An 18,822-nucleotide genomic window follows, 5' to 3' on the forward strand; every position below is an offset into this window, starting at 1 on the left:
TTAGGGGCGGGTTTGCGTGGCCGGCAACGGGGCTGCAGGAACAACTTTTACCCACCATTTGCTGTGCTGTTCAATCTGCACCGGCAGGCTTGGCGGCAAGGCGGCCAGTGCCAGATCGGTATTGAACAGCGGAAAACTGCCGCTAATACGCAAGTTGGCAATGCTCGGGTCGACGCTGAGAAAGCCCGAACGGTATTCGCCAAGCGTGTCGAGCAAATCGCTCAGACGCAGGTTGTCTGCCAGCAGCATGCCGTGACTCCAGGCGTCCGCAGCCAAGGGGGCTGTTGTAGGCGAACTGATGCCCTTGGCGTTAATGACGACTTGTTGGCCTTCTTCAATGATGGTGTTGTCGGGCACTGCGGTCGGCGTAACTTCGACGGCGGACTTGAGTACCGTCAGGCGGGTGGTATTGGCGTGCTCGCTGACCAAAAACCGGGTGCCCAGCGCATGCAGGCGACCTTGCGCTGTTTCGACAATGAACGGTCGCTGATCGCCGTGAGCCGTTTCGATCAGAATTTCACCGTTCAGTAACACCAGGCGGCGTTCCTTTGCCGTGAACTTGATGTCGACTGCGGTGCGGCTGTTGAGAGTCAGGGTCGACTGATCAGCCAATTGCAGCTGGCGATGCTCACCGCTTTGGGTGATTTCGTCTGCCATATAGTCGGTTAGCGGGCGCTGCTGGTTGAGCACGCTCAGGCCTAGCGTCACGGCAAGGGTTAAACCAAGCGCTGAAACGGTGATCGTTTTGGACTTTTTCTGGGCCTTCACATGCCCTTCAATCAGGGTTGCGCGTACCAGTGGCGTGCTGTCGCGGTTGATGTCTTGCTCGATCTGATGCAAGCGCACCCATGCTTCTTCGTGCTCGGGATCGGCCTGGCGCCAGACTTCGAAGGCGCTGCGCTGGGCAATATCCAGCTCGCCAGAAGAGAACTCAAGATGCCAGTCAATGGCCTGCTCAAGTGCAGTGCGGCTAACCCTCGTCATTCAGGCATTCCATAGCGGGCGACATAACATTGGCGTAATCCCTGCGCCAGGTATTGGCGAACACGTGATACCGACACGCCGAGCAGATCGGCAATTTGCTGATGCTTGAGGCCGTCTACCTGGCTGTAGAGGAAGGCGGCACGCGCTTTGGCGGAGAGTTTGCCGAGTAGCTGGTCGATTCGCAAGAGCGCTTCCAGCGCCATTTGCTGCTCTTCCGGGCTGGGTTGCAGCGGCAATGGCAGCTGCGCCAGCTCACAAAGATAGGCTTGCTCAAGGCGCTTGCGCCGATGCTGATCGATCACCAGGCCTTTGGCGATGGTGGTGAGCAGGGCGCGGGGCTCCTTGGGCAGCTCAAGGTCGGGCTTGGCCAAGAGTCGGACGAAGGTGTCCTGACTGATGTCTTCGGCAAACTGCGGGCATTTCAGGCTCTTGCGCAGCCAGCCGAACAACCAATCTCGGTGGTCAAGGTAGAGCGTGCCTACCAAATGATGATGGGGTGGTCGGGGTGTTGTCACGCAAGAGGCTCTGGTGGGTGTATCGAGAATTATTCGCATATGATCGCAGAGCGGTGCTCGTCTGTGCAATCGCTGGCACGCTGCGCTGTGATGAGCGGTAACTTTCGCGTGTGTTGCCGACATATTGGCGTCATTTGTGCCCGGTTATGCGCCGCAGACAGTGCTTCAGGCTTATTTCGCGCATGCATTCATAGATGCAGATCAATACGCCTGAGTTGTTTAGTATCTAAGCTTTGCGGCTGATTTTTTTATGTGTGCCTTGCCATGACTGTTGCTCAAATCACCGAATTGCTGGCGCCCGCCGGCAGCCTGAAAAACATGCGCTACGCCTTTGCCTATGGCGCCGATGCTGTGTATGCAGGGCAGCCGCGCTATAGCTTGCGGGTGCGTAATAACGAGTTTGATCACGCCAATCTGGCCCTTGGCATCAATGAGGCACACGCCCAAGGCAAGCAGTTCTATGTAGTGGTCAATATCGCCCCGCATAACGCCAAGCTGAAAACCTTTCTCAAGGATCTGCAGCCGGTGATCGAAATGGGGCCGGATGCACTGATCATGTCTGATCCGGGTTTGATCATGCTGGTGCGTGAGCATTTTCCTCAAATGCCGATTCATTTGTCGGTGCAGGCCAATGCCGTGAACTGGGCGAGTGTGAAGTTTTGGCAGCAGATGGGCTTGGCGCGGGTGATTCTTTCGCGAGAACTGTCGCTGGAAGAAATCCGAGAAATTCGCCAGCAAGTACCCGACATGGAGCTTGAGGTGTTTGTCCACGGGGCCTTGTGCATGGCCTACTCCGGACGCTGCCTGCTCTCTGGTTACATGAACAAGCGCGACCCCAATCAGGGCGCCTGCACCAATGCCTGCCGCTGGAAGTATCAGGCTGAGCCGGGCAAGGAAGATGAGCTGGGCAATATAGTCAAAGTGGTTGAGCCAACGCTTGGTGACGGCGCGCCTACTGATCAGGTATTTGTGCTTAACGAGAGCAGCCGACCGCAAGAGCAAATGACCGCGTTCGAGGATGAGCACGGCACTTACATCATGAACTCGCGTGATTTGCGCGCCGTGCAGCATGTCGAGCAACTGGTGCAGATGGGCGTGCATTCGCTGAAAATCGAGGGTCGCACCAAGTCGCATTACTATTGCGCCCGTACCGCGCAGGTTTACCGCAAGGCGATAGACGATGCTCAAGCGGGCCGGCCATTCGACAAGTCGTTGATGGACACCCTGGAATCACTCGCGCACCGCGGCTATACCGAGGGCTTCCTGCGCCGCCATGTGCATGACGAATACCAGAACTATGAACGCGGCTCCTCGGTGTCTGAGCGCCAGCAGTTTGTCGGTGAGCTCACCGGCAAGCGGGTTAACGGTTTGGCTGAGGTGTTGGTCAAGAACCGTTTTGCCGTGGGCGACTCGCTGGAGCTGATGACGCCTAGGGGCAACATGCATTTTATTCTGGAGTTGCTGCACAACAAGCGCGGCGAACCCGTTGAGGTTGCGCCGGGTGATGGCCACGTCATGTATCTGCCGGTACCCGAAGCAATTGAGCTGGAATACGCGCTGCTGATGCGCGATCTCTGATCAACGCTATACGCGTTATCGCAGCCGCCCAATGAGTCGCTCGCGCTTGTGGCTATAAAGCCTGGCGCGATACCGACGCATGCTCTGCTGCTCTGCTATTTCCCTTCTGCTGCAAACCCACACCCATCGATCAATCATCGCCCGCCCGCTCAAGCGCGGCGGTATCCGCTTGTCAGTGTCTCAGGGCTTTGCAGGCAGGCGTGTGAGGAGCTTGTGCGATGCTGGGTTTATGCTATCAGTTGAAACCATATTTTTTAAATGCTGCTTGCTAAATTGCAGATTTATGCTTATTTCAATGTGAAAGATTGATTTACTGATTTTTGATTAGTTTGAGCTGAAAGTATATTTGCGTTAGGATGCGCTGATGCTTTTCAATGGATTTACGCTTTTTCCTTCCTTTTTGGGTGTCCACCTCTTGGTCACCTGCTTTTGCGTTGTGGCCTACGCCGCAACCTTCGTTCCGCCTCGGCGGCTCTCTTGCTTAGTTTTTAGCAAGCAAAAAATGACTGGAGATAACAATGAAACTGTCAACTAAGTTGGCCGGCTGTCTGGCCCTGGGCGTATCTGCTGCTTCGATGCAAAGCTTTGCTGCCCCACAATGTGAAATCGACCGTCCTGTTAATTTTGGTGGCATGGCCTGGGAATCCAACATGCTCATGGTCGAGGTAGAACGCTTCATCCTCAAGCACGGCTATGGCTGCAAAAGCCAAGTCCAACCGGGTGGTACATTGTCGATCCTTGCAGGTCTTCAACGCGGTGACGTAGACGTGATCGCCGAGACTTGGAAAAACAGCGTTGCTGATGCTTGGGCCAAGGCCGAGAAGAGCGGCAAGGTTTCCTCGATTGGTACGGCATTTGTCGGTCAGGAGTCCTGGTATATCCCGGCCTACACCGCCGCCAAATATCCGGAGCTGAAGTCGGTAACCGACCTGCCGAAGTACAGCGACAAGTTTGCTGATCCGGAAGAGCCGGGCAAAGGCCGCTTCTATGGTTGCCCAGCAGGCTGGGGCTGTGATGTCAGCTCGCACAACATTTTCAAAGCATTGAACATGGGTGAAACCTACAGCTACTACTCGCCAGGCACCGCGGCTGCACAGCGCGCTGCAATTACTTCGGCAGTAAAGCGTAAGCGTGACATCGTGTTCTATTACTGGGTGCCAACGCCAATGGTCGGCGAGATGGATCTGGTGCGTCTGGAAATGCCTGAGTTCAACGAAGCCAACTACCTGTGCATCACCGATCCTGACTGCGTGAAGCCTGTCGCCAGCGACTACCCGCAGACCGAAGTGCTGACCGCCGTGAACAACGAGTTCAAGGCCAAGGCGCCGAAGCTGGTCGAGTTTCTGTCCAAGGTTTCGGTCAAGCCGGATGACCTCAACGCCGTTATGGCCTGGGCGAATGAGAACGGCGCCGAAAGCGATGAAGCCGCACTGCATTACATGAAACAGCACCCGGATGCCTGGAGCAAGTGGCTGCCGGAAGACGTAGCTGCCAGTGTCAAAGCAGCGCTCTGAGCGCTGGTGCAAGTAGGTTGAGCACTGCTGCGGCTTAGGCCGCAGCAGTTGGATTGAACTAGAGAACGTGCTTATGTCTGATAATTTTCCTCAAGTATTTGATGCTCGCGGCATGCGTCACTCCATCGACCAGTTTGTCGAAGGTCTGGTGACTAACTATGCCGATGTGCTGGAAACCATCTCGGCGCCGTTCCTGCACATGCTGGTATGGATTGAACAACTGCTGCGTACCGCTCCCTGGTGGAGTGTGGTTATCGCAGTTGGAGTGATTGCCTGGCTCGCAAGCCGGCGGATTTTGATGGCGCTGGGTATGGCGCTGATGTTGTGTGTGGTGGGCCTGCTCGGTCTGTGGGATCAGGGCATGCAAACCCTGGCGTTGATGATCATGTCGACGGCCATTTCTGTAATTATTGGTATTCCTGTGGGCATCATGATGTCGCGCTTCAGCTGGTTACGGCGGATTATGCTGCCGGTACTGGATGTGATGCAGACCATGCCCGGCTTTGTTTATTTGATTCCAGTGGTCATGCTCTTTGGTCTGGGCAAGATCCCGGCGATTATCGCCACGGTTATTTATGCCGTACCGCCACTGATCCGCCTCACGGATCTGGGCATTCGACTGGTTGATCAGGACGTACTTGAGGCATCGCGTGCCTTTGGTGCCAATCCTCGCCAGCAACTATTTGGTGTGCAGCTGCCGCTGGCGCTGCCCAACATCATGGCTGGCATCAACCAGACAACCATGATGGCGCTGTCGATGGTGGTGATTGCCTCGATGATTGGTGCGCGTGGTCTGGGTCAGGAAGTACTGCTCGGGATTAACCGGCTTGAAGTCGGACGCGGCCTGCTGGCGGGTACTGCGATTGTGGTGTTGGCAATTATTTTTGACCGCATCACCCAGGCCTATGGCAAGCGCCAGACGGCGGGGGGCAACTCATGAGCAAAATTGAAATTCGTGGCATCTACAAATTGTTTGGTGATGACCCCGAGAAGCACCTTGAACAAGCCAAGGCTGGCATGAGCAAAGAGCAGATGCTCGCCGATAACGGCCATACCATTGGCTTGCGCGACATCAGCCTGAGCATTGAAGCGGGCAGTATCTTCGTGATCATGGGCTTGTCCGGCTCGGGCAAGTCAACGCTGATTCGCCACTTCAATCGGCTGATCGAACCGACTGCCGGCGAGATTCTGGTCGATGGCCAGAATGTCATGGAGCTGGGTACGCGTGACCTGGAGACGTTCCGCCAGCAAACCATGAGCATGGTGTTCCAGCGCTTCGGATTGTTGCCGCACCACAGCGTGCTCGACAACGCCGCTTATGGCCTGAAGATTCAGGGCAAGGGCCGCAAAGAACGCGAAGAGAAAGCCACGCACTGGCTTGAACAAGTCGGCCTCGCAGGTTTTGAACAGCAGTTCCCGCATCAGTTGTCGGGCGGCATGCAGCAGCGTGTCGGCTTGGCGCGTGCGTTGGCTACAGATGCTGAAATTCTGCTGATGGACGAGGCCTTCTCGGCGCTTGATCCGCTGATCCGCCGCGAAATGCAGGATCAGTTGCTGGCGCTGCAAGCCAAGCTCAACAAGACCATCGTGTTTATTACCCACGATCTGGATGAGGCGTTGCGTCTGGGCAACCGGATCGCGATTCTCAAGGATGGCGAACTGGTTCAGGAAGGCACGCCGGAAGACATTCTGCTGCACCCGGCCAACGATTACGTGCAGTCATTCCTGCAGGACGTTAATCGCGGCAAGGTACTGACAGCATCGCACGCGCTCAGCCGGGGTTCACTGACTCTGACCACGCGCACTCAGCCGGCCAAGGCGCTGCAACTGCTCCAAGACAAGGCGCGTGATTATGCGCCGGTGCTGGATGGCAAGGCGCTGCGCGGAGTGATCACTGTCGCCTCGGTGCAGAAGGCTCAGGCGGATGGCGCGCGAGACATTGCCAACTACCTTGATGACGTTACCTCAGTTCCCGCCGATACCGGGCTGGATGAGGTGCTTGGGCATATGCTCCGCGAACAGCAGCCGTTAGCCGTAACCGGTGAAAACGGTGAGTTTGTTGGCTGGCTGTCGCGCAGCAAAGTCAGCGAACTGGTCAGCCCGACGCCAGAAGAGTCGCAATGACCCGCTGACCTGCAATGAATAAAAAACGCCTGATGCTTAACCGCTCAGGCGTTTTTTTGTGGGCGAAGGCCGTGAATAAATCGTCCGTCACCTTCACTCATTCACCCCATTTAACCCGGAGGATGGATAGCCCCTGCGGGGCAATCCATCAAAGCGATCTACACCTCACCCCTGTAACTAAGCCTGTGCCTCCACCTTACGCCGAATTGTGTGACGGCTTCACGGATGAAACTGCTTACGTCGACGATAACCCTCAAGCGCCTCAGCAAGCTGTTGCAGGCTGTCCAGCCCGTTCTGGCGCGCCTTGCTGAACATGATCAGCGCCAGCTCGGCCGTCACCATTGCGTCGGCGCTGGCGTGATGACGTTGATGCACCTGCAAACCGAATTGCTCGGCCCACGCCTCAAGGCTGCCACGGCGGGGCGCATTGTCTGGACACAGCAGCGGGGCCATTTCGGCGACATCGAGAAATGGGTGGCGTAATTTGAGCCCCAGCGTTTGCTTGAGCGCACGGCCGAGCATGCGTTTATCGAAGTTTGCATGAAAGGCCAGCAGCGGGCTGTCACCAAGGAACTCCATAAAACTCAACAGCGCTTCACTCGGATCAATTCCGGCGGCGATATCGAATGGTCGCAGGCCGTGGATGAGAATGCTTGCGTTGATCTTCAGGTCATGGCGCTGGACCACGCATTCGAATTGCTCGCCGAGCACAATTGCGCCCTGATTGATTACTACCGCTCCGATCGACAAGACCTGATCGCGGCGGGTATCAAGCCCCGAGGTTTCCAGATCGAGTACCACAATGCGTTGCTCGGCCAGTGGTGTTTTATCGAGCGCGGCGGGTTTGCCAAGCGCGTCCACGCGCGCCTGCTGCTCAGCGTCGAGTGAAGGTTTTGCGCCAGTAAGCCAGGTTAAAGCATTCATAGTTGGTAGCGTTGTGCGAGGCTGCTTTGCAGGCGCTGAGCCTGGCGGAATGATTCACGCAGGATGCGCCGATCCAGATGGTTGAGGGTGTCTGGGTCGAGGCGGTTGGAGTAGGGCAGGTTTTGTTTGGCTTGCAGCTGGTGTTGCTGCATGCGGGTTTGCTGAATGAAGTGGTAGGCCTCTTCATACGCCGCGCCGTCTAGCTCATCGATCACGCCTTTGCGAATCAGCGCGCGCAGACGCTCAAGGGTGTTGCAGGCACCAACACCATTGGCCAGCGCCAGTAGCCGGGCGCCATCGACAAACGGCGTCAGGCCTTGGATCTTGAGGTCTAGGGTGTCTTTTTCGACGCCCTTGCGCGCCACGACAAAATCACGGATCAGTCCCAGCGGCGGTCGGTGACGCAAAGCGTTTTCGGCCATCATGCGTTGAAACAGCGTGTTCTGGGCAATTTTGGCGAGTAACGCTTCGCGCAGTTGCTTGACGCCTTTTGCAGGGCCCCAGACCGCGCGCAAATCAAAATAGATGCTTGAGCGCAGCAAGTGCTCGGGCGTGGTGGTGGCGATGAAACTATCAAAGCGCTGACTCCACTGCTGTTGCGACAGGCACAGCTCAGGGTTGCCGGCCATGATGTTGCCGGTACACAGGGTGAAGCCACAGCGGGCCAGGCGTTGATTGATTTCCTGTGCCAGCGGCAGGAGCTTCTGGCGGATGCTTTCGGCGGCGGCATCAGAGTCGGCGGTGAATACGATGCCGTTGTCCTGATCGGTGAGCAGGGTTTGTTCGCGGCGGCCCTCACTGCCAAAGCACAGCCATGTGAATTGCACGCCCGGATCGCCGAGATCTGCAATGGTCAGTTCAATCACCCGGCATACGGTCTGGTCGTTGAGCAGGGTGATGATGTGGGTAATCTGCGTCGAACTGGCGCCATGCGCCAACATGCGGTCGACCAGCAGATTGATGTCGCTGCGCAGGGCAATCAGGGTTTCAAGCTTGCTGGCCGTGCGCAGTGTGCGCGCCAGATGCACCAGATCGACGCGCTGCAATGAAAACAGATCGCGCTCCGAAACCACGCCACAGAGCTGCTGGTCCGTGATCAGGCAAATGTGGGCGATATGCCGTTCGGCCATGGCGATGGCGGCGTCAAACGCGCTGGCTGAGGGCGGCAGTGCAAAGGGATTGGGCGTCATCAGCAGTTCGATCGACTGATCGAGGGATTCGTTGTCGGCGATTACCCGGCGCAGATCGCGCAGGGTAAAAATCCCCAGTGGATGTTGCGCGCTGTCGACTACCACAATGCTGCCGACGTGCTGCTCATGCATCTGCCGAACCGCATCGCGCAGGCTGCACTCCGCTGTGCAGGTCACGGCTGTGCGCATGGCCAGTTCGCTGAGCGGAGTGTTCAGCGAGTACTGCTCGCCAAGGCTTTCTGCCGCGCGTAACTGCACCTGTTGATTAACCTGATCGAGCAGGCTGCTGACCCCGCGCAGGGCAAAATTGCGCAACTGCTCAGAAACGCTGAACAACTTGCGGAATGCCGGTTTATCCAACAACAGGCAGAAGCTGTCTTCGCCCGCCAAGTGCCGCGTGCGCGTGGCGCGTTCACCGATCAATGCGGCCAGCGGGAAGCATTCGCCTGTGGATATCTCGAAGGTACTTTGTTCAGGTTGCTTGCCTGCGTGCGGGCGTTCGCCCACTACACGACCCTGTTTGACGATATAGAAGAACTCGACCGGGCCATCTTCCGGGTTGAGGATGGTTTCGCCCTGTGCATAAAAGCGCAGCTGACAGTGCTCAACCAGATAGGCCAGATGCGCCATGTCCATCTGAGTGAATGGCGGGAACTGTTGCAGGAAGGCCATAGTGCCTTGAATGTTTTGCAGCACCGCGCTCTTGCCGGTTTCAGCGAAGGTGTTGTCAGCCATAGCCGGGCCCTGGTTATTAACCTGTATTTTTTTAGCCAGTGTGCGTTGGCAGGCGACTAGCGCCCATTGGACGTAAGTCTAGGCGGCCGGGCTGAATCGCAGGCAAAAAAAGACCGCCCGGAGGGCGGCCGTTTTCTTCAGCGGTTCACGTCAAAGGTGAGTTACAGGCCGTTGGCAGCCTTGAACTCACGACGACGACGGTGCAGAACCGGCTCGGTGTAGCCGTTTGGTTGCTTGGCACCTTCGACGACCAATTCCAGCGCAGCCTGGAAGGCGATGTTGCTGTCGAAGTCCGGTGCCAGTGGGCGGTAGGTCGGATCGTTAGCGTTCTGACGGTCAACCACCGGCGCCATGCGCTTGAGGCTGGCGACAATCTGCTCTTCGGTGGCAATGCCGTGGCGCAGCCAGTTAGCCAGCAACTGGCTGGAAATACGCAGTGTGGCGCGGTCTTCCATCAGGCCGACATCGCTGATGTCCGGCACTTTCGAGCAACCGACGCCCGCGTCGATCCAGCGCACTACATAACCCAGAATGCCCTGCGAGTTGTTGTCCAGTTCGTTCTGGATTTCCTCGGCAGACCAGTTGGTATCAGCGGCCAGTGGGATGGTCAGAATGTCATCAACCGAAGCCGGTGTGCGGCTCTTGAGCTCTTCCTGACGGGCGAATACGTCAACCTTGTGGTAGTGCAGCGCGTGCAAGGTGGCAGCAGTCGGCGATGGAACCCAGGCGGTGTTGGCGCCGGACATCGGGTGGCCGATTTTCTGCTCAAGCATCGCGGCCATCAGGTCAGGCATGGCCCACATGCCTTTACCGATTTGCGCACGGCCTTGCAGGCCCGTTGCCAAACCAGCGTCGACGTTGTTGTTTTCGTAAGCGCCAATCCACTTCTCGGCTTTCATGGCTGCTTTACGCACAACGGCGCCAGCTTCCATCGAAGTGTGGATTTCATCACCGGTACGGTCGAGGAAGCCGGTGTTGATGAACACCACGCGCTCGCTGGCCGCTTTGATGCACGCCTTGAGGTTGACGGTGGTGCGACGCTCTTCGTCCATGATGCCGACTTTCAACGTGTTAACCGGCAGGCTCAGCACCTGCTCTACACGGCCGAACAGTTCGGTGGTGAAGGCGACTTCTTCCGGGCCGTGCATTTTCGGCTTAACGATGTAGATCGAACCGGTGCGGGTGTTACGGCGGCTGGTGTTGCCGTTGAGGTTGTGGATGGCGATCAGGCTGGTCAGCAGACCGTCCATGATGCCTTCCGGCACTTCAAAGCCGTCTTTGTCGATGATCGCGTCGATGGTCATCAAGTGGCCAACGTTACGCACGAACAGCAGTGAGCGGCCGTGCAGGCTCAGTTCGCCGCCATCAACCTGGGTGTAAACGCGATCCGGGTTCATGGTGCGGGTGAAGGTGGTGCCACCTTTGGAGACTTCTTCAGCCAGGTCGCCCTTCATCAGGCCGAGCCAGTTGCGATAGATCACGACTTTGTCGTCGGCATCTACGGCGGCTACCGAATCTTCGCAGTCCATGATGGTGGTCAACGCCGATTCCATCAGCACGTCTTTAACGCCAGCGGCGTCAGTGCTGCCAACCGGAGTGTTGGCGTCGATCTGAATTTCGAAGTGCAGGCCGTTGTGCTTGAGCAGCACGGCTACCGGAGCGTTTGCTTCGCCCTGGAAACCAATCAGCTGTGCGTCGTCTTGCAGGCCGGTGTTGCTGCCGCCTTTGAGGCTGACAATCAACTTGCCGCCTTCAATGCGGTAGCCGGTTGAGTCAACGTGCGAGCCTGCAGCCAAAGGCGCTGCCTGATCAAGAAACGCGCGAGCGAAAGCAATAACCTTGTCGCCACGAACCTTGTTGTAGCCCTTGCCCTTTTCGGCGCCATTCTCTTCGCTGATCGCGTCGGTGCCGTACAGCGCATCGTAAAGCGAACCCCAGCGCGCGTTCGAGGCGTTCAGGGCGAAGCGTGCGTTCATGACCGGCACTACAAGTTGCGGACCCGCCAGACGCGCGACTTCTTCGTCGACGTTCTGGGTGGTCGCGGCGAACTCAGCCGGTTCAGGCAGCAAGTAACCGATTTCCTGCAGGAAAGCCTTGTAGGCCACTGCATCGTGAGCCTGGCCGGCGCGAGCCTGATGCCAGCCGTCGATTTGCGCTTGAATAGCGTCGCGCTTGGCGAGCAGAGCGCGGTTTTTTGGGGCCAGATCGTTGATCACAGCCTCAGCGCCTGCCCAGAACTTGTCGGCAGCAATGCCGGTACCGGGGATGGCTTCGTTGTTTACGAAGTCGAACAGCACTTTGGCAACCTTCAGGCCACCTACTTGAACGTGTTCAGTCATCACTTGCCTCACTCTGTTCAGCTTTACTCAATAGCCACGACGGACTGCCGGAAACAGTCTTGTAGTCCACGGCGCGGCATACTACATCAAGATCTTGGGAAAATCAGTCGCAAGCGCGTCGTACTCCGACCGAAAGTCGATTTCTAGTCACGCAAGGAATGTTGTGTGTGCAAAGAAGGTCAATATTGTTTCATAAAAGTGCGGAAACGGTACACGATTAATTGCTTCTAGATTCTATACGTTCGTCGATCTTGCTTTGCCCACCTATACTGATGTGGAACTGAACAGGAGCTCCTCGATGCATATAGAGCAGGCGACGCTTAGCGATCTGGATGATTTAAGCCCACTTTTTTCAGCCTATCTGCACTTCTATGGGGTCGAGAAAAGCACGCAGCAGGTCAGCGATTTTTTGCATGACAGATTGCTACAAGGTCAGTCGATCATCTTTATCGCCCGCGACGTAAGCACTAAAGCCCTCGGTTTCGTCCAGCTCTATAAGTTCTTCGCATCCCTGCATCTGGCGCCTGCGTTGTTGCTCAGCGACTTATATGTCGCGCCTCATGCGCGCCGTCAGGGAGTTGGGGAGGGGTTGATGAATGCTGCCCGCAACTACGGCGAAAGCACGGGTGTCTGCGGTTTGCAGCTTGAAACCGCCAAGGACAACACGGCGGGCCAAGCACTTTATGAGCGCCTGGGTTATTGCCGCGACAATGCGTTCTACACCTATTGGCTAGGCTTGCCTGCGCGAGCAAACAGTTAGTTTGAATGGGCGCAGACACTTGCGGTCCCATGTCTATCTCCACAAACGCGAGGCTCACAATGGAACATTTAGTCGTCACGGTAATTGCTCAGGATCAGCCCGGGTTGGTCGAGCGTGTTGCGCAGTGCATCGCTGATCACGGCGGTAACTGGCTTGAGAGCCGGATGTCACGCATGGCCGGCCAGTTTGCCGGGATTCTGCGCGTGGCTGTGCCTGCCGAGTCGCATGCCGAGTTGGTCGAGGCGCTGCAGGGGCTGAGCATTCACGGCATTCGTATTCTGCTGGCGCCGAGCGGTGATGAGCCTTCGTGTGTGGCCAAGCCGGTGCTGCTGGATCTGGTCGGCAATGACCGGCCAGGCATTGTGCGCGACATCACCCGCCTGTTGACCGAGCTTGGGGTCAACGTCGAAAGCCTGATCACCGATGTTATGCCGGCGCCGATGAGCAGTGAGCCGCTGTTCCACGCCGAAGCCATGTTGGCAGTGCCTGTGTCGCTGACCCTAGATGCGCTGAAACTCCAGCTGGAGACCCTGGCGGATGATCTGATGGTGGAGCTGAATATCCGCGCCGAAAGCTAGTGCTTGGGGTTTTGTAGCGGCGTATTCGGCGCTACACACAACTATCCAAGTTCTGCGTGCGTAGGCCTGTGGATAAACTGGGGAGACCCGCTTGCGCTCTTAGTGCTGCAAGGTTTTGTCAGGATTGATCAAAAAACACTCAGGCCTTTTCAGCTTGTGCACAACGGCTGGGGATGCCTCTGTGGATAAGTTTGGGATGAGTCGATGCAGCCCATAAGCGCTATGGGTTGCATCGAATTGAGTGTTTTTTGATCAGAATTTAGGCCGTCGCCACAGCATTGCGGCGACGGTCTTGATCAGGCTTGCGGTTCGATGGGCGGCTGGCGACGCAGTGTGAGCCACGCATCGACGCTGTAAATCACCAACCCGGCCCAGATACAAATGAAGGCCAGCAGTTTGCTCGAATCGAATGTCTCGCCGAACAGGAATACGGCCTGCAGCAATACCAGCGTCGGTGCCAGATACTGCAGGAAACCCAGTGTGGTGTAAGGCAGATGCCGCGCCGCTGCGTTGAAGCACACCAGCGGCACCAAGGTAATTGGCCCGGCGGCGATCAGCCAGAACGCCTCGGATGTTGTCCAGAATTCAGGGTTGCTGCTCATCGCGCTGGGGTTGAGTACGATCCAGCCAATCGCCAGCGGCAACAGCATCCAGGTTTCAACAACCAGACCAGGCAGCGCTTTAACCGGCGCCTGCTTGCGGATGAGGCCGTAGAAACCGAATGTCAGGGCCAGTACCAGCGATACCCACGGAATACTGCCGACCTGCCACAACTGCTGCAGTACCCCGAGCGCGGCAAGGCCAACTGCAATCCACTGCAAGCGACGCAGGCGCTCACCGAGAATCAGCATGCCCAGCAGAACGTTGATCAATGGGTTGATGTAGTAGCCAAGGCTGGCCTCAAGCATGCGCCCATGATTGACCGCCCACACGTACACCAGCCAGTTACTGGCAATGAGTACGCCGCTCAGCGCTAAAACCGCAAACTGCTTGGGATTGGCGCGCAGCTCGCGCAGCCAGCCTGGGTGTTTCCACACCAGCAAGAGCAGGGCACCGAAAATTGCCGACCACACAGCGCGGTGGACAATGATTTCGAGTGCAGGCACTTCGGCGATGGCCTTGAAGTACAGCGGGAATAAACCCCAGATCGTGTATGCCGTGAGGCCGAGAATATATCCGCGCTGCGGATTGGCGGTGGCCATGAGAGTCCTTGCTTAGGGTGCTAACGAAAGTGCCAATTCTAGTCTGCGCTGCACTTTTTGTCTGGTTGTTCAGCTTTATTGTCGGCCCGTGGCCACACAAAAACGTAAGCCTTTTTTTACATCGGGGAACGCCTATTCGCATTGTTGTCATATGTGTGCATGCAAAATGCACCGGCACTCGCGATTCCTATCTTTTTTGCGGGTGACATTCAGATTTTTAACCGAGTGCTTCGGTGCTTTAGATGAGTTGGGACGGGTCTTTTGAAAAGCAGTACTTCTATTTTTAGTCAGCTCAAATCCTGGTGCGTACTGCACCCACGTAAAGCCGCTCTGGCTGGTGTATGCGCAGCGGCGCTGGTGCTCACGGCTGCTTCAGTATTACGGGTGAAGGAGCGTATCTACTTCAACTGGGTCGACATGGCGCAAGCCAGCACACGCATAGATAACGCAATCTGGCTGCCGGATTACCGCGTTGATCTGCAGGCGTTGCCGGTGGCGGGCGTTCCGGATGACTTGTCGGGCATTACCTATGACTACGATCAGAACCGTTTGCTGGCCATTACCAACTCCGGGCCGATGCAGATCGTCGCGATGGATAAGTCCTCCAACGTGCTGGCGAGTTATCCACTGATTGGTTTCAAAGACACCGAAGACATTACCTATATGGGCGATGGCTTGGTGGCCGTTGTCGAGGAGCGCAGCCACAGCATCAGCTTTTTGACGATGCCCGCGACGCCTGGACCGATTAACCGCAACAATGCGCGCAACGTGACCTTGGGCCTTAATCAGTCCGACACCGAAAACAAAGGCCTGGAAGGCATTGCCTACGACGCGGTTGAGGATCGCTTGTATGCGGTTAAGGAGCGTGATCCGCGCCAGCTGTTTGCAATCACCGGCGTGCGTGAGTCCCTTGCTGGCAACTTGCAACTGGAGGTTCGCGATTTGAGCGAGTGGCTCGACCGCAGCGTTTATTCGACCGACCTGTCGGCGGTGCATGTTGATCCCGTGACCGGGCATTTGCTGCTACTCAGCGATGAGAGCAAGGCGCTGTTCGAATTGAATAGCGACGGGGACCTGGTCAGCAGCCGCACATTCTTGAGCGGCCTCAGCGATGTCAAAGAAAGCGTGCCGCAGGCCGAAGGTGTGACGATGGACACCTTGGGCAATCTTTACGTGATCAGCGAACCGAACCTGTTCTATTCGTTCAGCAAAAAGCCCGTCACAGTCGCTCAGCATTAATGGCTGGGGCTGTGTACGGGCTTGCAAGCGCGGCCTGTACTCAGAATAGTTTCAGCGGTTCTTCATCGAGTGCGGCCATCTGCTCACGCAGCATCAGGATTTGTTCGCCCCAATAGCGCTCGCTGCCAAACCAGGGAAAGCTGTGCGGGAACGCTGGATCATCCCAACGCCGCGCCAGCCAAGCGCTGTAATGCATCAGGCGGAGTGCGCGCAGGCCTTCAATCAGCGGTAATTCGCGCGGATTGAAATCGTGGAATTCCTGATAGCCGTCCATGAGTTCCGAGAGTTGCCCGAGGCGTTCATGGCGCTCACCGGCCAGCATCATCCACAGGTCTTGCACGGCGGGTGCGGTGCGGCAGTCGTCGAGGTCGACCATATGGAAGGTGTCGTCACGGCACAGCAGGTTACCCGGGTGACAGTCGCCGTGTACCCGAATGGCGTTTACTGGATTGTTGGCGAACAGTTCATCCAGACGTTTGAGCAAATCGCGCGCGACCGATTCATAGGCCGGCAGCAGGCTTTTGGGTATGAAGTTGCCTTCCAGCAAGGTGGCCAGTGAGGCGTGACCGTAGTTGCTGACCGTTAAGGTGTCGCGGTGCTCAAACGGCTTGGTCGAACCCACGGCGTGCATGCGCCCAAGCAATTGCCCTAGCCGGTAAAGCTGATCGAGGTTGCCCGGCTCTGGCGCGCGGCCACCCCGACGCGGGAACAGGGTGAAGCGATAACCGGCATGCTCGAACAGGGTTTCACCGTTTATCGCCTGCGGCGCAACCACCGGCACATCGCATTCCGCCAACTCAAACGTGAAGCTGTGCTCTTCGCGAATGGCGGCGTCGGTCCAGCGATCTGGCCGGTAGAACTTGGCGATCAGCGGCGTCTCATCCTCAATGCCCACCTGATAAACCCGGTTCTCATAACTATTGAGCGCAAGGATGCGCGCATCGCTCAGAAAGCCGATGCTTTCAACTGCATCCAGTACCAGATCGGGTGTAAGTGCAGCAAATGGGTGAGACATGACCGCTCCTTCGCGCAGCTGGCTGCTGCGATTAGGCGGCCATGGTAACGCAGGCGCGGGTGACGCGTATTACGCAAGCGCTGAAGAAGTATTGCGGCACATATTAGCGCTCTGCAAACGGGCTCTGGACGCTCGTTTGCAGAGACTGGTCCTAGCCTTCTCCGTCGGTCGCGCGCGACCGTTTCAGTGGTGCGGGATGCTGTTTTTTCAGCTGCCGATGATCCCGCCATCTTCGCGGCGTATGGCGATCACCGAGGAGCGCGGTGTGCCATTGGGTTGGTAGTCGGGAAAGGTCGAGGTGCCTTTTTCGCCTGGATGCTGGATACCGACAAACAGCGTGCGTTGGTCTGGGGTGAAGCTGATACCGGTGACCTCGCAGCCGACCGGACCGACCAAAAACCGGCGGATTTCACCGCTGGCCGGATCGGCGCAGAGCATCTGGTTATTGCCCATGCCGGCAAAGTCGCCGCTGTTGCTGCTGTCGCCATCGGTGAGAATCCACAAACGTCCCGCCGCATCGAAACTCATGCCGTCCGGGCTGTTGAACATGTTCTGCGCCGTGATATTGCCGGAGCCCGCCTGCGGCGAACCTGCATGCTGTTGCGGGTTGCCGGCAATCAGGAACAAATCCCAGACCAGTGCGGTGGATGCGTGGTCGTCGTTGGCTTCGCGCCAGCGCAGGATTTGGCCGTAGATATTATTGGCCCGCGGATTCGGGCCGCCCACTGGCTGGCCTTCATTGCCGCGCTTGGCGTTGTTGGTCAGCGTGCAGTAAACCTTGCCATCAATCGGGCTGACCACGATCCACTCCGGGCGATCCATGCGTGTAGCGTTGACGATGCTGGCAGCGAGGCGGGCATTGATCAGCACCTCGGCCTGGCTGTTAAAACCGTTGGCGGCGGTGAGGCCGTTCTTGCCGTGGCGCAGCTCGACCCAGCTACCATGACCTTTCGGGTGATTCCTGTCGTTGTCACCGGCATCAAATTGCGCGACATAAAGGCTGCCGTTATCGAGCAGATCTTTGTTGGCTTTGGGGTTCTTGCGGTTGATCTTGTCCCGGCTGATGAACTTGTAAATAAACTCGCCACGTTCATCGTCGCCCATGTAAATCACAGCACGCCCGTCCTTGGTTTCGGCAAAGGCTGCGTTCTCGTGTTTGAAGCGTCCGAGTGCTGTGCGCTTGACCGGAACAGACTGCGGGTCGAATGGATCGATCTCGACAATCCAGCCGTGACGATTCAGCTCATTGGGATTCTTCGCCAGATCGAAGCGCTCATTGTGCTGATGCCAGTTGATGTCTTCGCTCTCAACACTTACGCCATAGCGCTGCTGGGCCGGGGTGAACGCCTGCCGGGCATCGCTGCTGCCAAAACTATCGGTGAAGTTCTCTTCGCACGTCAGGTAGGTGCCCCACGGCGTTTGACCGTTGGCGCAGTTCTGGAATGTGCCGAGCACCTCGATACCGCTGCTGTCGGCTGCGGTTTTCAACCAGTCGTGACCCGCCGCCGGGCCGCTTACGCGGATCGGGGTATTACCGTGGATGCGACGATTAAAAGGCGAGCCCTGCACGAACTGCCAGGATTGGCCGCGGCGCTCGACCTCAATGATCGAAACACCTTCACTGGCCAGCGCCTTGCGCACATCTTCCGCAGACTGCGGCGCTTTGCCATGGGCGAACAGGAAGCGGTAGTCCGTGGCCTCGTTATTGATCGCCAGCAGTGCCCGATTCTCGTCGTCGGGCATGGCAAACAGGCTCATGCCATCGTTGCTGTCACCGAACTGTACTTCCTGATCGCTCGCCGTGTTTTTGCCGTGCGGGTCAAAGGCCGGGCCACCCGTGTGCAGCGGCTGGCCCCAACTGATCAATACCGACGAGGTATAGCCAGCGGGCAGGCTGATGGTGTCGGCGGTGCTCGCGGCAATATTGGCAAAACCGAGCAAGGCACTGGAGCCGGCATTTGCGGTTGCTGCCATCACGCTGCGGCTGAGCAGATTGCCACTGAGGAACAGCGCGGCGCCGCAGGCTGCACCGGCCCCGATAAAGCGGCGGCGGCTGAGTTGGGTCAGGTTTTCAAAGTCGCTGGATTGCAGGTCGTCTAACAGCTTCATGGCAGGCTCCTTGCCG

15 protein-coding genes are annotated in these 18,822 nt (G+C 57.4%); 7 read left to right on the forward strand and 8 right to left on the reverse strand.

The annotated features are described in order from the left end of the window. Together BM395_RS05135 and BM395_RS05140 are read right to left on the reverse strand one after the other, a co-directional pair. Nucleotides 1–984, reverse strand: coding sequence for a FecR domain-containing protein (locus tag BM395_RS05135; protein WP_090509407.1), 984 nt, complete (start codon nucleotides 982–984; stop codon nucleotides 1–3). Further along, nucleotides 981–1,499 (reverse strand): sigma-70 family RNA polymerase sigma factor, encoded by a 519-nt coding sequence (locus tag BM395_RS05140; RefSeq protein WP_069898166.1) that lies wholly within the window; start codon nucleotides 1,497–1,499, stop codon nucleotides 981–983. Before BM395_RS05140 ends, BM395_RS05135 begins: the two co-directional genes overlap by 4 nt. A gap of 264 nt (nucleotides 1,500–1,763) precedes the next feature. On the opposite strand from BM395_RS05140, the gene trhP reads away from it, so the two are divergent. The 4 genes from trhP to BM395_RS05160 all read left to right on the forward strand — a co-directional run bounded on the left by trhP (nucleotide 1,764) and on the right by BM395_RS05160 (nucleotide 6,715). Further along, nucleotides 1,764–3,077 (forward strand): prephenate-dependent tRNA uridine(34) hydroxylase TrhP, encoded by a 1,314-nt coding sequence (gene trhP / locus BM395_RS05145; protein ID WP_069898165.1) that lies wholly within the window; start codon nucleotides 1,764–1,766, stop codon nucleotides 3,075–3,077. Nucleotides 3,078–3,595: 518 nt separating this feature from the next. Next, nucleotides 3,596–4,591, forward strand: a complete 996-nt coding sequence (locus BM395_RS05150) for an ABC transporter substrate-binding protein (protein WP_090509412.1) — start codon at nucleotides 3,596–3,598, stop codon at nucleotides 4,589–4,591. 73 nt (nucleotides 4,592–4,664) lie between these two features. Beyond that, on the forward strand, nucleotides 4,665–5,531 hold the full coding sequence (locus BM395_RS05155) for an ABC transporter permease (protein ID WP_069898163.1): 867 nt from the start codon (nucleotides 4,665–4,667) through the stop codon (nucleotides 5,529–5,531). Next, nucleotides 5,528–6,715 carry a quaternary amine ABC transporter ATP-binding protein gene (locus tag BM395_RS05160; protein ID WP_090509415.1) on the forward strand — a complete coding sequence of 396 codons (1,188 nt, stop codon included), beginning with the start codon at nucleotides 5,528–5,530 and terminating at the stop codon, nucleotides 6,713–6,715. Before BM395_RS05155 ends, BM395_RS05160 begins: the two co-directional genes overlap by 4 nt. A 219-nt stretch (nucleotides 6,716–6,934) precedes the next feature. Here BM395_RS05160 and BM395_RS05165 read toward each other — a convergent pair whose 3' ends face one another. From BM395_RS05165 to BM395_RS05175, 3 genes are all read right to left on the reverse strand, one after another. Further along, nucleotides 6,935–7,639: a 3'-5' exonuclease gene (locus BM395_RS05165; protein ID WP_090509418.1), complete on the reverse strand. Its 705-nt coding sequence runs from the start codon at nucleotides 7,637–7,639 to the stop codon at nucleotides 6,935–6,937. Then, the gene (locus BM395_RS05170) at nucleotides 7,636–9,564 is read right to left on the reverse strand and encodes a putative nucleotidyltransferase substrate binding domain-containing protein (RefSeq protein ID WP_090509420.1); all 1,929 of its coding nucleotides are present in this window, start codon (nucleotides 9,562–9,564) and stop codon (nucleotides 7,636–7,638) included. The genes BM395_RS05165 and BM395_RS05170 overlap by 4 nt, the downstream gene beginning before the upstream one ends. Before the next feature lie 161 nt (nucleotides 9,565–9,725). Further along, entirely contained in the window at nucleotides 9,726–11,903 is a 2,178-nt protein-coding gene (locus tag BM395_RS05175; protein ID WP_090509423.1) for a malate synthase G, read from the reverse strand. Between the two features lie 298 nt (nucleotides 11,904–12,201). Between BM395_RS05175 and BM395_RS05180 the strand changes: the two genes are divergently transcribed. Continuing rightward, nucleotides 12,202–12,663, forward strand: a complete 462-nt coding sequence (locus BM395_RS05180) for a GNAT family N-acetyltransferase (RefSeq protein WP_090509426.1) — start codon at nucleotides 12,202–12,204, stop codon at nucleotides 12,661–12,663. Nucleotides 12,664–12,722: 59 nt separating this feature from the next. After that, on the forward strand, nucleotides 12,723–13,241 hold the full coding sequence (locus tag BM395_RS05185; RefSeq protein WP_090509429.1) for a glycine cleavage system transcriptional repressor: 519 nt from the start codon (nucleotides 12,723–12,725) through the stop codon (nucleotides 13,239–13,241). 296 nt (nucleotides 13,242–13,537) lie between these two features. On the opposite strand, the gene rarD is transcribed toward BM395_RS05185, so the two are convergent. Continuing rightward, nucleotides 13,538–14,443 (reverse strand): EamA family transporter RarD, encoded by a 906-nt coding sequence (rarD, locus tag BM395_RS05190; RefSeq protein ID WP_090509431.1) that lies wholly within the window; start codon nucleotides 14,441–14,443, stop codon nucleotides 13,538–13,540. 261 nt (nucleotides 14,444–14,704) lie between these two features. Here rarD and BM395_RS05195 point away from each other — a divergent pair, with 261 nt between their 5' ends. Beyond that, nucleotides 14,705–15,682, forward strand: a complete 978-nt coding sequence (locus BM395_RS05195) for an SdiA-regulated domain-containing protein (protein WP_141124076.1) — start codon at nucleotides 14,705–14,707, stop codon at nucleotides 15,680–15,682. A 40-nt stretch (nucleotides 15,683–15,722) separates the two neighbouring features. Here BM395_RS05195 and BM395_RS05200 read toward each other — a convergent pair whose 3' ends face one another. Further along, nucleotides 15,723–16,697, reverse strand: coding sequence for a serine/threonine protein kinase (locus BM395_RS05200; RefSeq protein ID WP_090509437.1), 975 nt, complete (start codon nucleotides 16,695–16,697; stop codon nucleotides 15,723–15,725). 207 nt (nucleotides 16,698–16,904) lie between these two features. After that, entirely contained in the window at nucleotides 16,905–18,806 is a 1,902-nt protein-coding gene (locus BM395_RS05205; protein ID WP_090509439.1) for a PhoX family protein, read from the reverse strand. Nucleotides 18,807–18,822 lie beyond the last annotated feature (16 nt).

Source organism: Pseudomonas marincola (assembly GCF_900116605.1).
Classification (GTDB): Bacteria; Pseudomonadota; Gammaproteobacteria; order Pseudomonadales; family Pseudomonadaceae; genus Aquipseudomonas; species Aquipseudomonas marincola.